At 73.9% G+C, this 13,455-nt stretch carries 13 protein-coding genes; 4 read left to right on the top strand and 9 right to left on the bottom strand.

Annotation, left to right across the window (positions count from 1 at the left end):
- Positions 1 to 91 precede the first annotated feature (91 nt).
- The 4 genes from ACF1BN_RS21075 to ACF1BN_RS21090 are packed head-to-tail and all read right to left on the bottom strand — an operon-like array spanning position 92 to position 4,863.
- Positions 92 to 1,111 (bottom strand): DUF5914 domain-containing protein, encoded by a 1,020-nt coding sequence (locus ACF1BN_RS21075; RefSeq protein WP_392333101.1) that lies wholly within the window; start codon positions 1,109 to 1,111, stop codon positions 92 to 94.
- A gap of 1 nt (position 1,112) precedes the next feature.
- Positions 1,113 to 2,141 (bottom strand): phytoene/squalene synthase family protein, encoded by a 1,029-nt coding sequence (locus ACF1BN_RS21080; RefSeq protein ID WP_392333102.1) that lies wholly within the window; start codon positions 2,139 to 2,141, stop codon positions 1,113 to 1,115.
- Positions 2,138 to 3,676: a phytoene desaturase family protein gene (gene crtI, locus ACF1BN_RS21085; protein WP_392333103.1), complete on the bottom strand. Its 1,539-nt coding sequence runs from the start codon at positions 3,674 to 3,676 to the stop codon at positions 2,138 to 2,140. The genes ACF1BN_RS21080 and crtI overlap by 4 nt, the downstream gene beginning before the upstream one ends.
- Positions 3,673 to 4,863, bottom strand: coding sequence for a polyprenyl synthetase family protein (locus ACF1BN_RS21090; RefSeq protein ID WP_392333104.1), 1,191 nt, complete (start codon positions 4,861 to 4,863; stop codon positions 3,673 to 3,675). The genes crtI and ACF1BN_RS21090 overlap by 4 nt, the downstream gene beginning before the upstream one ends.
- A 248-nt stretch (positions 4,864 to 5,111) precedes the next feature.
- Here ACF1BN_RS21090 and ACF1BN_RS21095 point away from each other — a divergent pair, with 248 nt between their 5' ends.
- The gene (locus ACF1BN_RS21095) at positions 5,112 to 5,873 is read left to right on the top strand and encodes a class I SAM-dependent methyltransferase (RefSeq protein WP_392333105.1); all 762 of its coding nucleotides are present in this window, start codon (positions 5,112 to 5,114) and stop codon (positions 5,871 to 5,873) included.
- A gap of 290 nt (positions 5,874 to 6,163) precedes the next feature.
- Complete coding sequence (locus tag ACF1BN_RS21100; protein ID WP_392333106.1) at positions 6,164 to 6,736, top strand: DUF4383 domain-containing protein; 573 nt, start codon at positions 6,164 to 6,166, stop codon at positions 6,734 to 6,736.
- 190 nt (positions 6,737 to 6,926) lie between these two features.
- Here ACF1BN_RS21100 and htpG read toward each other — a convergent pair whose 3' ends face one another.
- Positions 6,927 to 8,846, bottom strand: a complete 1,920-nt coding sequence (gene htpG, locus ACF1BN_RS21105; protein WP_392333107.1) for a molecular chaperone HtpG — start codon at positions 8,844 to 8,846, stop codon at positions 6,927 to 6,929.
- A 132-nt stretch (positions 8,847 to 8,978) separates the two neighbouring features.
- Positions 8,979 to 9,626 carry a type III effector protein gene (locus ACF1BN_RS21110; RefSeq protein ID WP_392333108.1) on the bottom strand — a complete coding sequence of 216 codons (648 nt, stop codon included), beginning with the start codon at positions 9,624 to 9,626 and terminating at the stop codon, positions 8,979 to 8,981.
- Between the two features lie 127 nt (positions 9,627 to 9,753).
- Here ACF1BN_RS21110 and ACF1BN_RS21115 point away from each other — a divergent pair, with 127 nt between their 5' ends.
- Both ACF1BN_RS21115 and ACF1BN_RS21120 read left to right on the top strand, forming a co-directional pair.
- The gene (locus ACF1BN_RS21115) at positions 9,754 to 10,185 is read left to right on the top strand and encodes an Hsp20/alpha crystallin family protein (protein ID WP_392333109.1); all 432 of its coding nucleotides are present in this window, start codon (positions 9,754 to 9,756) and stop codon (positions 10,183 to 10,185) included.
- 248 nt (positions 10,186 to 10,433) lie between these two features.
- Positions 10,434 to 10,877: a DUF2267 domain-containing protein gene (locus ACF1BN_RS21120; RefSeq protein WP_392333110.1), complete on the top strand. Its 444-nt coding sequence runs from the start codon at positions 10,434 to 10,436 to the stop codon at positions 10,875 to 10,877.
- A gap of 132 nt (positions 10,878 to 11,009) precedes the next feature.
- Here the strand turns inward: ACF1BN_RS21120 and ACF1BN_RS21125 are convergent, their stop codons facing one another.
- The 3 genes from ACF1BN_RS21125 to ACF1BN_RS21135 all read right to left on the bottom strand — a co-directional run bounded on the left by ACF1BN_RS21125 (position 11,010) and on the right by ACF1BN_RS21135 (position 13,376).
- Positions 11,010 to 11,186, bottom strand: a complete 177-nt coding sequence (locus ACF1BN_RS21125; protein WP_392333111.1) for a hypothetical protein — start codon at positions 11,184 to 11,186, stop codon at positions 11,010 to 11,012.
- 166 nt (positions 11,187 to 11,352) lie between these two features.
- The gene (locus tag ACF1BN_RS21130) at positions 11,353 to 12,786 is read right to left on the bottom strand and encodes a carotenoid oxygenase family protein (protein WP_392333112.1); all 1,434 of its coding nucleotides are present in this window, start codon (positions 12,784 to 12,786) and stop codon (positions 11,353 to 11,355) included.
- 209 nt (positions 12,787 to 12,995) lie between these two features.
- A complete protein-coding gene (locus ACF1BN_RS21135) occupies positions 12,996 to 13,376 on the bottom strand; it encodes a hypothetical protein (RefSeq protein WP_392333113.1) in 381 nt (126 codons plus the stop codon).
- Positions 13,377 to 13,455 lie beyond the last annotated feature (79 nt).

Genomic DNA, 13,455 nt, shown 5'->3' on the forward strand with positions numbered 1-13,455 from the left:
AGTTCCCACTCGGCATCACTCAGATCACCCCGCCCCATGTCCACATCAACGACCCGGACACGGAGTAGTCACATGATCGTCCGGACAAGTCCTAGCCGGGGAACCGGCCCGTGCTCCTGAGCCGCCAGCGGCGCTCCGCGTACGCCAGGTCGTCGCGCCACAGCCGCCCCGCCGCGGACCGCATCGCGGGCCGCAGCAGGGGTGCCAGGGCCCTGACCGCGCCGAAGTGCGGACGGTCGGACGTCGCCACGACGGCCTCGACCACGGCCGTGCGCGGACGCCCGGCCCCGGCGGGGGTCAGCGGCGTGGCGTGCGTCTCGACCACGGAACCGGATCCCTCGCCCTCCGTGATCCGCATGGTGACAGTGCGGGGTTCCGGCGCCGTGAAGACGGCCGTCACCGGCACCACGGCGCGGCCCACCACCTTGAACGACACCCGCACGACGAGGGCGTCCTCGGCGTCGGAGACCTCGTCCGCCGGAGCCGAGAGCACCTCCAGGTCGACGAAGGAGTACGGGTGGAGCCAGGAGCCGTGCCAGGGGTCGAGCCGGTTGGCGACGACGTCCTCCGGCTCGCAGCCGCCGACGCCGGTGTAGACGGCGGCGACCGCCGCCCCGCCCGGCGGCCGGGGCGGCACCACCGGGCGCGCCGTCGGCTCCTCGCCCCCCGCACGGTCCAGCCGCACCCACACGAGGACGCCGTCGTCGTGCGCCGGCCACGGTTCCCAGCCCGCGAACGGAGAACCGTCCAGCGCCAGGCCGTGCCAGCGGCAGATCAGGGTCCCGCACCGGACCACGCCGTCCTTCAGAGGGGCGCCGAGGTGCGGGCAGACCCCGGAGCCCGCGCGCACCTCGCCGCCGGCGTCGCGCCAGAGGACCACCTCGGTGCCCGCCACGCTCCGGCCCGCCGGACGATCCGCCCGGATGTCCTCGCTCGCCCCCACGACGTACCAGTTGCCCGAGGGCCGGGCCGCCGCCCGCTTCAGACCCGCGGCGATCGCCGCAGGACGCGCCTGCCGCCACGTGGCCCGCTGGCTCTCCCAGCGCACCGCGCCGCGCCGAAGGCTCAGCGGCACGCGACGGCGGTCGCCCGCTCCGTGTCGTTCCGTCACCTCAGCTCCTCTCCCGTACGTCCGCGCCCTCTCGGCCCCCAGGACCGCGCGCCCCCGACACGGCGCGCCCGGGCCCGCCTCCCGCCGCGGCGGAACCCGTCCGCCATCCGGCCCGCGCGACCCAGGCCCTCGTGAGGCCCGGCAGGGCGATCGACGCCCGTCGGCGCGCGCCGACCACGGCCCGCCGGTGCACCACCGGATACCCCTCCCTCTCGATCACCGCGAGGATGTCCTGGTACAGGACGAAGGCCGTGCGCACGCACGGGGCGGACACCGGATCCAGCAGATCGATCCCCGGCTCCGCGTCCCGGTAGACGTCACGGGTGAGCGACGCCGCCGCCCGCAGCGCGTCGGTGATCCGGCGGTCGTGGCATCCGGTCCGTCTGCTCCACCGCAACAGCTCCCCGTCCACCCCGGACGCCGCCAGCAGGTCGGCCGGCAGGTACACCCGGCCCCGGTCCAGGTCCTCTCCCACGTCGCGGAGGAAGTTCGTCAGCTGGAAGGCGACCCCCAGCGCGGCCGCGTAGGGTTCGGCCTCCTCCCTCGGCACGACGGTTCCGAGCACCGGCACCATCTGCAGCCCGATCACCGCGGCCGACCCGTGCATGTACGCGCGCAGATCGGCGTAGGTCGGGTACTCCTTCACGAACAGGTCGCTGCGCATCGAGGCGAGGAAGTCGTCGAAGTGCCGAGCGGGGATCCCGAGGCGCGCACGCGTGTGCGCCGCCGCGGTCACGGTGGGGTCCGTCACCGCCCGGCCGCGCAGCGCCCGGCGCCACTCGGCCTCCAGGACGTCCAGCGCGGCCGCGCGCTCCTCCGCCGAGGCGGAGCCGTTCTCGTCCACGATGTCGTCCGCGCGACGGGCGAAACCGTACAGCGCATGGACCGCGCTCCTGCGGTCGAGCGGCAGCAGCCGCGTGGCGAGGAAGTACGTCCTTCCGTGGCGTGCGTTCAGCCGGCGGCACTCGGCGTAGGCCGCCCGCAGCACGGGGTCGAACGCCCCGGCCGCGTCCAGTTCGCGGTTGGTCACGACGCCTCCCGCCTTCCGCCCGTGACGACGGGCACCGCGTGCCGCCGGACCCCGGGTGTCGCTCCCGTGATGCGGTGGGCGGCCAGCCTCCCCGAGATGAGCACGGGCGGCACGCCGACGCCCGGCGTGGTCCCGCAGCCCGCGAGGACCACGTTCTCCGTGCCCCGCACGAGGTTGCGCGGCCGGAACGGCCCCGTCTGGGCGAAGGTGTGGGCGACCGAGAAGGGAGTGCCCGCGCTGTGGCCCATGGCCGCCCAGTCGGCGGGGGTCACCAGGCACTCGGCGTCGATCGCGTCGCCGAATCCGTCCAGTCCGCGCCGTTCCAGTTCACGGACCAGGGACTCCCGGTACGCGGGGCCGAGCTCGCCCCAGTGCAGGGGCCCCGGACCGATGTCGGTGTTCGGGCACGGCGCCAGGACGTAGTGGAGGTGCCGGCCGGGCGGCGCCAGCGAGGGGTCCGTGGCCGTGGGCCGGGTGACGAGGAGCGAGGGATCCGTCATCAGCTCCCCGGAACGGGTGAGCTCCTCGAACGTACGGGCCCAGGCCCCGCCGAAGGAGATGGTGTGATGGGCGAGGACGGGCCAGGTGCGGTCCGTCCCCGCGTGCAGGATCACGGCACTGGGGGAGTGCCGGGTCCGCAGCGCCCGCCGCGGCGCGCGGCCCAGGAGCCGGTAGGCGTGGGGCAGCTCGGTGGTCAGCACCACCGCGTCGCACGGGATCCGCCCGTGCTCCGTCAGCACCCCGGTCACCCGGGACCCCGACCGTTCGAACGCCTCGACCCGCTCCCCGAACCGGAGGTCGGCACCGGCCCGTCGGGCCGCGTCGGCCATCGCCACCGGTACGGCGTGCATCCCGCCGCGGGGGAAGTACACGCCCGCCACGGTGTCCATGTACGCGATCACCGCGTAGGCCGCCATCGCCCGCGACGGCGGCACACCCGCGTACAGGGCCTGGAACGAGAAGACCCGACGCAGGCGCTCGTCCTTCAGGAAGGATCCGATCGCGCGGTCCAGGCGTCCGAGTCCGCCCAGCGCCGCGAGCCGGGCCATGTCCGGGTGGAGCAGCTGCGCCGGCGAGTCGAAGTTCGTGCCGATGAACCGGTGCTCCTGCACGGCGTACAGCCGGCCCAGCCAGGAGCGCAGCCTGAGATAGCCGTCGGCCTCCCGGGCCCCGGCGAAGCGCTCCACCTCGGCCACCATCGCCTCGGCCTCGGTGTGGACGTCGACAGAGCTGCCGTCCCGGAACAGCGCCCGGTACGCCGGGTGGAGCGGCACGAGCTCCACCCGCTCGCGCAGCGAGTCCCCGACGGCCGCGAACGCCTCGTCGAGGAGGGCGGGCATCGTGAGGACGGTCGGCCCCGTGTCCACCCGGAATCCGTCGAGGTCCAGCCGCCCGGCCCGCCCGCCCGGCCCGGCGTCGCGCTCGACGACGGTCACCTTCCGTCCCGCGCCGAGCAGATGGAGCGCCGCCGACAGACCGGCGAATCCCGCGCCCACCACGACGACGTGGTCCGTCCTCCCCGGAACCCTCTTCATCGCACCCCTCCCGTCATCGCGGCAGAGGACCGGGGCGCCGGCTCCCTCAGGCCGACTTCGCCCGCGCCGGTACGCGGACCCGGGGCGACCTCCGCCGGCGTCCGGCCGCAGGCGTCCAGGAGGAGCCGCTCCAGCCGCTCGCCCGGCCCGGGCACCGGATCCGCCCGCCGCAGGGCGTCGACGGCCCGCGTACACAGGCCGTCCACCCGCGCGGTGACGTGCGCACGGGCTCCTTGCCCGTCGAGCAGGTCCCGTACGCGCCGCCGGTCGGCGTCCGTGGCGGTGGGGGAACCGACGACCGTGTCCAGGAGCCGGAGCCCCGCGGTGTCGCCGCGGCGCACGCACAGCGCCCTTCCCACGGCCATGAGGTAGGTCGCCTTGCCCTCGCGCAGGTCCTCGCCGGCCGGTTTGCCGGTACGTGCCGGATCGCCGAAGACCCCTTGCAGGTCGTTCTCCAGCTGGAGGGCGATCCCGGCGCACAGTCCGGCCCGGCGAAGCTCCCGGAGGACCCCGTCCCCCGCCCCCGCGAGCCGCGCTCCCAGGAGCAGCGGATGCACCGCCGAGTAGCACGCCGTCTTCAGGACCGCGGTCCGCAGGGCGAGCCCGCGCGAGCCCGCGCCGGTCACCTGCGCGTGCAGGTCCAGATACTGCCCCGCGACCATCTCGGTCCGCATGGCCCGCCACTGCGCGCCGAGCCCCGCCGAGTGCGGGGTCCTCAGAAGCGCCTCCGCGAACACGTCGTCCGCCCAGGCCAGGGCCAGGTCTCCGGCGAGCACGGCGGCCGACCTGCCGAAGCCCGCCACAGGGCGGGCGCGCCCCTCCGTCCCGTACTGGCGGTCGAGCGCCACATGGACGGCGGGCTCACCCCGGCGCGTCCCCGAATCGTCCATGACGTCGTCGTGGATCAGCGCGCACGTCTGGACGAGCTCCACGGCCGCCGCCGCGCGCAGCGTCGCGGCGGCCTCGTCGCCCTCCCCGCCGACCGCGCGCATGGCCCACCACAGCAGCCGGGCCCTGCGGCGGTGACCACCGGTGGTGAAGTCGGCCACGCGCCGGGCGATGTCCGCGGCGAAGGTCCCCTCGATGGCCAGGGCCTCGTCGAGGCGTTGTCGGAACAGGTCGTGGAGGACGAGGTCCAGGGCGGCGGTGACGTCGCGGTCGACCGTGGGCGGCTCGAGCGTCTGCATGTGGATTCCCTTGCTGCCGGGCGTCTGGCAGTGCGGTGCGTCGGGACTTCGTTACCTCACTGCCCCGCGGATGCAGCGGTGCAGCAGGGCTTGGGCCACCTGGACCTGTTCCGCTTCCTCAGGCCCGCGCGCGGCACGCCGTACGGCCTCGACCGCTCCGGGGGACGGCGGAGCGGATGCTCACGGCGCGCCCCGTGACCTCAGCGCCCCGGGTCCGGCAGGCTGGGCGCTCGAGCGAGGGGATTCCCATGGCCATGCTGCGTGACGGAGAGCTCGCCGCCGCGTTCGACCACGCGTCGTCGTCCTACGACCTCATGACGTCCTTCAGCCCGGGCTACGCGGCCCACCTCCGCCGGTCCGCCCGCCGCCTGGGCCTGCCGGGGCGAGGAGCCGGGCTGACCGTGCTGGACCTGGGGTGCGGCACGGGTACGTCCACGGAAGCGCTGCTGCGTGCCGCGCCCCTGGCCACCGTGGTCGGGGTCGACGCCTCGGCCGGCATGCTCGCGCGCGCCCGGGCGAAGACCTGGCCGGAGAACGTGTCCTTCGTCCACGCCCCGGTCGAGCGCATGGCGGACGTCGAGGAGAGAGGCCCGTACGACGCCGTCTTCGCGGCGTACCTGCTGCGCAACGTCGCCGACCCCGACGCCGTGCTGCATGCCGTCCACCGGCTTCTCCGGCCCGGCGGCCGACTCTCCGTCCACGAGTACAGCCTCGCCGGCCGGCCGGCCGACCGGCTCGTCTGGAAGGCCGTCGTCAACGGCTTCGTGCGCCCCTGGTCCCGCCTCAACGGTGACGCCGAGCTCTACCGGCACCTCTACCGCAGCGTGCTGGAGTTCGACTCGGCGGGAACCTTCACCGACCGCGTGCGACGAGCCGGCTTCGCCCGCGTGCGCTGTCTGCCGCAGCCCGGCTGGCAGACGGGCATCACCCACACGTTCGTCGCCGAGCGCCCACGGACCCCTCCCGTCGAGCAGGAGGGGGCGGCTGCTCCGGGGGCGCGATCCGCCTGACCCGGCTCCACCGCCCGGACCGGTCGCCTCACAGCCGTCCGCGCGGCACCTGCTCGGCTCCGTCCGTTCGTCCGCGCGCCCGGGACGTGTGCCGTCCCGGCGGGCGTGCCGTCCGGGGACGGCACGTCGGCCGAGCGGAGCGGACGCGGACGGCCACCCGACCGCCGGGATCGCGGGGACCCGCATCCGCGAGCCGCACCCTGTCCGAAATGCAGGGAAAATCCGCGAGGGGGCGCGCCGCTCGGGTCCGAGCGCCGGGTCCGAGCGTGGGGGCGACGAAGGGAGTGGCTGTGCGCCTGAAGGACGAACTTCCTGTGGATCACCGTCTGGCCACCGTGTATCGCGTGGGCGCGGCGCTGTGCGGGTGCATCCTGCTCGTGTTCGGAGGCCTGGGCTTCGCGGACGCGCTCAGCTGGTTCGGCACGTCCGGCGAACGCATCGCCGGGATGACCACGAACAACACCCTGAGCCTGATCTCGGTGGTGGTGGGCGTCGCCCTGCTGGCCGGGGCCCTGGTCGGCGGAAACATCGCCTCCGGCGTGAACATGGTGGTGGGCGGATCGTTCCTGATCAGCGGCTTCTATCACCTGTTCGTCCTCGACAGGCCGGCGAACTTCCTGGACTTCGGCATGTCCAACGTCATGTTCAGCTTCGTCATGGGCCTGCTGATCCTGACCTTCGGGATGTACGGGCGGGTGTCCGGCTCGCTCCCGCACGACAACCCCTACTGGCGCCGCCGCCACCCGCGGCAGGCCGCCGCCGAGTCGCTCGCCCGTCGCCGGGCGGCCGGGGGTCCCGTACCGCCCCGAAGCGGCGGCGCGACCCGGCCGGGCCTCCCGGGGAGCGGCCCTGGAGGAGCCTGAGTGCGCCGAGGGCCCGCCGTCCCGGCTGTGGGGGCGGAGCCGACGCGGGTCGTGGCATCGGCGTCCCGGACACCCGGTCGGTCCGTGGGGGAGGGGCGGCCTCGACAGGTGCCGGCGGGTCCGCGCGGGAAGGCGCGGCTCCGGTGCCGTGCCTTCCCGCTTCCGCCGTCGCGTCCTCTCCGTCCCGTGGTTAGAGGGTGCGGGCCAGTCGCTCGGTGAGCAGTCGGGTGAAGCGGGCCGGGTCGGGCAGGTCGCCGCCTTCGGAGAGCAGCGCGCTGCCGTAGATCAACTCGGCCGTACCCGCCAGTGCCGGGTCGTCGGCTCCCGCTTCGTGAGCCTTGCGCAGGGCGGTGATGAGCGGGTGCGCGGGATTGAGTTCCAGGATGCGCTTCACCGGGGGGATCTGCTGTCCCATCGCCCGGTACATCTTCTCCAGGGTGGGCGTCACGTCGTGGGCGTCGCCGACGATGCACGCGGCCGAGGTCGTCAGGCGTGACGACAGGCGGACCTGCTTCACCTGCTCGGAGAGTGCGGTGGTCAGCCAGGCCAGCAGGGCGGCGAAGTCCTGCTCGCGCCGCGCCTTCTCGGACTCGGCCTCCTCGTCCCCCTCGGCCGGTTCGTCGAGGTCCACCATGCCCTTGGCGACGGACTGCAGGCGATGGCCGTCGTAGGCCGGGACCCGGTCCACCCACACCTCGTCGACGGGGTCGGTGAGGATCAGCACCTCGTACCCCTTGGCGGCGAAGGCCTCCATGTGCGGCGAGTTCTCCACGGTCGCGCGCGTCTCGCCGGTCAGGTAGTAGATCGTGTCCTGGCCGTCCTTCATGCGCTCGACGTACTCGCGCAGCGAGGTGGCCTTCTGCGGGTCGTGCGTGGAGGCGGCCTGCACCAGTTCGAGCAGCGTTTCGGTGTTGTCGGCGTCCTCGACCAGGCCCTCCTTCAGGGCGCGGCCGAACTGGGCCCACACCGTGGCGTAGCGCTCGGCGTCCTTGGCCCGCATGTCCTTGAGGGCGCCGAGGACCTTCTTCACCAGGCGGCGGCGCACGCCCCGGATCTGCCGGTCGTGCTGGAGGATCTCACGCGAGACGTTCAGCGACAGGTCGTGGGCGTCGACGACACCCTTGACGAAGCGCAGGTAGTCGGGCATGAGCGCTTCGCAGTCGTCCATGATGAACACCCGCTTGACGTACAGCTGCACTCCGGGCCTGGTCTCCCGGGAGAACAGGTCGAAGGGCGCCTGCGAGGGGACGAACAGCAGCGCCTCGTACTCGAAGGTGCCCTCGGCGCGCATGTGGATCGTCTCGGCCGGCGGCAGCCAGTCGTGGCTGATCTGCTGGTAGAACTCGCGGTACTCGTCCTCGGTCACCTCGCTGCGCGGCCGGGCCCACAGCGCCTTCATCGAGTTGAGCGTGGCGTGGTCGCGCGCGAGGCCGCCCTCGGTGTCGGTCTCCTCGGTGGCCATCAGGATCGGCCAGCGGATGAAGTCCGAGTACTGCTTGACGATCTGGCGGATCCTCGGTTCGGAGAGGTAGTCGGCGAGCCCGTCCTCGCTGTCGGCGGGCTTGAGGTGCAGGATCACCGAGGTGCCCACCGGCAGGCCGTCGACGGGCTGGAGCCGGTAGGTGCCCTCGCCGTCGGACTCCCACCGGGTGCCGGAGTCGGTCCCGGCCCGCCGGGTGAGGAGGGTGACCTGGTCGGCGACCATGAACGCCGAGTAGAAGCCGACGCCGAACTGCCCGATCAGCGTCTCGGCGGACCCGGCGTCCTTGGACTCCTTGATCTTCTCCAGGAGGCCGGCGGTGCCCGACTTGGCGATGGTGCCGATCACCTCCACGAGCTCGTCCCGGGTCATGCCGATCCCGTTGTCGCGGACGGTGAGGGTCCGGGCGTCCTTGTCGATCTCCAGCCAGATGCGCAGCTCGGCGGGGTCGATCTCGGAAAGACCGGAGTCCGTGAGCGATTCCAGCCGCAACTTGTCTAGGGCGTCAGAGGCGTTCGAGATCAGCTCGCGCAGGAAGATGTCCTTGTTCGAGTAGATCGAGTGAATCACCAGCCGGAGCAACTGGCGGGTTTCGGCCTGGAACTCCAGCGTCTCGACACTGCTGCCCATGCGGATCTCTTTCTGTGGGAACGTCACGTACGGATCATGAGGGAAGGGAAGTCGGATGAGGGGGGCTTCGTCCGCCCCGCCGGGGCCGGGCGCGCCCTGACCGCGACCGCGTGCGCGGCGCGCGGGGAGTCGTCAGGCGTCCTCCGCGACTGCCGTCGCTCGTCTGCCGTCGAGGGCGTCGAGCGATGCGGCGAGGCCGGTGTGGCGGGCGTCGAGGTGGGGTCGCATGAGGGCCAGGGGGGCGAGGAGCTCGGCGGCGTCGGCGGCACCGAGGGCGGCGTGCAGAGCGGTCTGCGCCGAGCGCGCCTCGGGCCCGAGGCGCGCGAGCGCGGTGAGCCGGCCCGCGAGACGCCGTAGGTCGGCGGCGTTGGCACGGGCCCAGGCGGCGGTGGCGCGCTCGGCGGCCCTGGCCTGTCGGGTGGCCGTCACGCGCTGCTCACCGGTGCTGCCGGTGCCGGGCCGGCCGCGCAGATAGCGGCGCTCGGCCGCCTGGCGGCTGGCGACGCCGAGAGGGGCGGCGAGGTCGGCCCAGCTGGCGCCCGCGACGCGGGCCGCCTCGATCAGCCCGGTCTCCCATCCGGCGAGCTGCTCGCGCACCTCGCGCAGCAGCATCAGCGAGGCCAGTGCCTGCTCGGGCCCGGGCCCGGTGGTGTCGGGGGCCTCGCGCCGGGCTTCGCGCAGCGCGGCGTCCACGGCGGCCAGGGCCGCCGAGGCGGCGAGGAAGGACGCCGGTCCCAGGGCGTCGCCACCGGGCGTGGGTGGTCCGTCTCCTGCGGTCACGGGCGCCTCCCTCCAGAGGTCATCGAGTCGATGACGGCATGTTTGTCATCCATCGGATGACATGTTACAACGGTTGCCGTGCAGCGCATTGGCAGCAACTGCTCTGACCCCTGGAGGTGTTCTCACGATGTTGATGCGCACTGACCCCTTCCGTGAGCTGGACCGCGTGGCGCAGCAGCTGATGGGCCCGGGCACCTGGTCGAAGCCGTCGGTGATGCCGATGGACGCCTACCGCGAGGGCGACGACTTCGTGGTGGCCTTCGACATCCCCGGCGTGACCGCGGACGCGATCGACATCGACGTCGAGCGGAACATGCTGACCGTCAAGGCCGAGCGGCGGCCGGTGGCGAAGGCCGACGGTGTGAAGGTCGAACTGTCCGAGCGGCCGCTGGGCGCCTTCTCCCGGCAGATCGTGCTCGCCGACACCCTCGACACCGAGCGCATCCAGGCCGACTACGACGCCGGGGTGCTCACCCTGCGCATCCCGATCGCCGAGCGCTCCAAGCCCCGCAAGATCTCCATCGGCTCCGGCTCCGGCCGCAAGGAGATCTCCGGCTGACGTCGGCAGGGCCGGGGCGGACGGAGGTCGGTGAGCCTCCCCGCCCCGCCCACAGCCCGACGAGCAGAAGGGGCGGCGGCCGATGACCGCGCGACCGTCGCCGATCCGGCCGGCGAGGAGCTGACGGCGCGGATCCCGCTCCGACTCCCCGTCGGCCACGACCTCCTGTCCGGCCGCCCCCAGTCCGTCCGACCGACACCGGGGTGCCGCACCCGGCACCCACGGGAACGTGAAAGGCACCGACCGCAGTGACCTCCGACGTGCGCGTACCGATCGAGCACCAGCAGCCGTACACGACGGCGTACGAGCAGATGCTGGAGAGAGTCCGTCACGAGGGCGCCTACCCCACCCGCGAGCGCGCCGACGAGGCCGTCCGCCTGGTCCTCGCGGGGCTCGGGCGTCAGCTGACCGGCGAGGAACGCGTCGACCTGGCCCGTTGTCTGCCCCTGGAAGCCGCGCGCGTGCTCACCGCGCAGATCCCCGACCCCCACCCGATGACCGGATGGGACTTCGTCAAGGACCTCGCCGCCCGCTCCGGGTCCTCCCTGGCCGTGACCCGCTGGGACACCGGCTCGGTCTTCGCCGCCGTCGCCGCCCACTCCGGGGCCGACCTGACAGGGCGCGTCCTCCACCGACTCCCCACCGGATGGCCCCTCCTGTTCGGCCGCGCGGAACTCGCCCCCGCCGCGTAGCCCACGAGGTCCCGGGCGGACCGCGCTCCGCCCGAACCGCCCCTGGATGACCACGTCGCGCGGGGCCGGTGGTCCCCCGGCGTCCACCGCGGACGCCGGTAGCGGGAGACCGGCGAGGCGGAGCGCCGCGCTCTACCGGCGACGGACGGGGTGCGGTGTCGGCCCGCTTTCCTCGGGCGCCCGCCGCCCCTGCTGATGGCAGGTGCAGTCGCAGTGACCGCCCCGGACGATGACGATGCCGTGGACGACGACCGTCGCCGTGCGGCAGGAGATGTGGACCCCCAGCTCGCAGTCCGGTGTCAGTGTCATCGCTGTCCCCCCTGCGGCAGGCTTGTCGGCGCGTACGTACACAGCCTTACGCCGACGGCTCCTCCGCGGATGCGTCAGCGCCCTGATCGGCCGTCCCCGTCGAATACCCGGCCGCCAGGCCGCTGACCCGGGAGGCTACGGGCGGTCCGGCGCACGGGGATCCCGGTCACTCGCCGGGCGAGGACGGGAGCCAGGAGCCGTGGAGGCCGAGGGGGACCCTGACGGGGACACGGGCGCGGGCGACGGGGCCGGAGGCGGGGTCCTCGCCCGGGAGGACCAGGAGCCAGCTCGTGCCGTCGGTGCGGTCGGTGGCGAAGGTCAGCCAGTGGCCGTGCTCGTCGGAGTCGTCGCCCGGGGCGGGCGCGTACACCGGCTCGCCCACCGACAGGTCGCCGGCGGGCCACACGAGGGAGGTCCCCCGCTCCGTGTCGTACCAGCGCAGGGCGTCGTACTCGCCGGCCAGCAGGTCCGTGCGCCCGGTCTCGGCGGTGACGGCCAGGTACCGGTGCCGGCGGCCGATCAGCCGGTCGTCGACGCGCGGCAGTTCGACGCGCGAGTCGTCCAGTTCCGTACGGGTGACGCTGCCGGCGGCCGGGTCGACGCGGGCGCGGACGAGCGCGCACCGCGGAGGTCCCTCGCCCTCGTGCCCGGGGGCGATCGACAGTCGGCTCCACTGGACGTAGTCGAGGACGACGCTCCCGCCGTCGGACGGGTCGTCGTAGGCGTTGACGGTGTGCCAGAGCCAGAACGGGTCGTCGGTCGCCCATACGACGGGACCGCCGTCCCGGGGGATGAGCGCCACCCGCGTGCCGCGCTCCGGGCGCCACGCCAGGAACGAGCCGCCGGCCATCGCCGCTTCGAGGTCGAAGAAGACGGGCGCCAGCGTCAGGACGACGTAGCGCTCGGTGAGCGCCATGTCGTGGATCATCATGGGCTCGTCCACGCTCTCGACCGGCGTGGGCTTGCGGGTGACCGTGCCGTGTCGGTCGATGACCGACCAGGTGAGGTACGGCGGCTCCAGGGCGTAGCAGAACACGACCATCTCGCCGGTCAGCGGGTCGATCTTCGGATGGGCGGTGATGCCGGCGGGAAGGGCGCCGTCGAAGGTCTCGCGGCCGACGGTGCCGAGCTCCTCGTCCACGCGGTAGGGGCAGGCCGACTCGGCCAGGGCCAGGAGCCGTCCCGCGTGGCCGACGACGTGGATGTCGGGCATGTCCTTGAAGTCGTCGGCGAGCTCGGGACCGACCTGGTCGGCGCCCGGGAGGACGAAGGACTCGACCCCGCCCCACAGGGCGTGGCCGACCCGCTCCTCGGCCTTCATGGCGGCCGTGCGCACGAAGCGGTTGCGGTAGCGCGCCCGCCCTTCGGAGAGCCATACGCCGTGCAGCATCCCGTCCCCGTCGATGGGGTACAGGTAGGAGCCGATCGGGGTGAAGCGAGGGTTGGGGCCGTTGCGCACGTAGAGCCCGTCGAGACCGGCGGGTATCTCACCCGTCACGTCCAGGTCGACGACGTCGACCTCCTCCGTCACCGGCGCGAACGAGCCGAGGAGATGGGGGACGCGCTGGGGGTCGAACCGGGGCGGCGTCGAGGTGTTCAAGGGTCCTCCCGGAGAGCGGGTGGACGTCGGGGCGGGACGGGGGCGTGCGTGGACGCGCGCCGCGCGCGATGCTTCGGGCGCCGGGCCCCGGCCTCCACGGGGGCGTGGTCTCAGCCTAGCGCCGCCTGCCGGTTCCGCGACGCGGGCGGGATGGCACCCGCCCGGGGGGCGGCCGCCCGGAGGCCGGTCGCCCGCTGCGTCGCCGTCCGTCAGCCGCCGGACCGCGCGGACCGGTGCGTGCGGAGCGCCCAGACGACCAGGGGCACCTGGAGGGGCAGGCGGGCCAGCGCCGCCGCCTTGAGCGGGGCGGGCCGGTGACGCCAGTCGTAGGCCATCTTGACGTTGGCGGGGAAGACGGCGGTGAACAGCCCCGCCGCGGCCAGGGCTCCCGCGCTACGGGTCCGCGGGTGGGCGATCGCGGCGCCGACGGCGATCTCCGCGAGTCCGCTGAGGTGGGTCCAGGTCCGGGGCGCGCCGGGCAGGCTCCGGGGGACGGTCGCGTCGAACGGCCGCGGAACGGCGAAGTGGGCGACACCGGCACCGATCAGGAGACCGCCGAGCAGGCGGGCGGGCGGGGTGGGAACGGGCATGGCGCGCCTCCGGCGGCGGGGGTGGGGCGGCGTACGGGCCTTGCATGTTACCTGAGGTAAGAGCAGGTGGGTGGAGTGG

The sequence above is a fragment of the Streptomyces sp. NPDC014861 genome, from assembly GCF_043081625.1.
GTDB lineage: Bacteria > Actinomycetota > Actinomycetes > Streptomycetales > Streptomycetaceae > Streptomyces.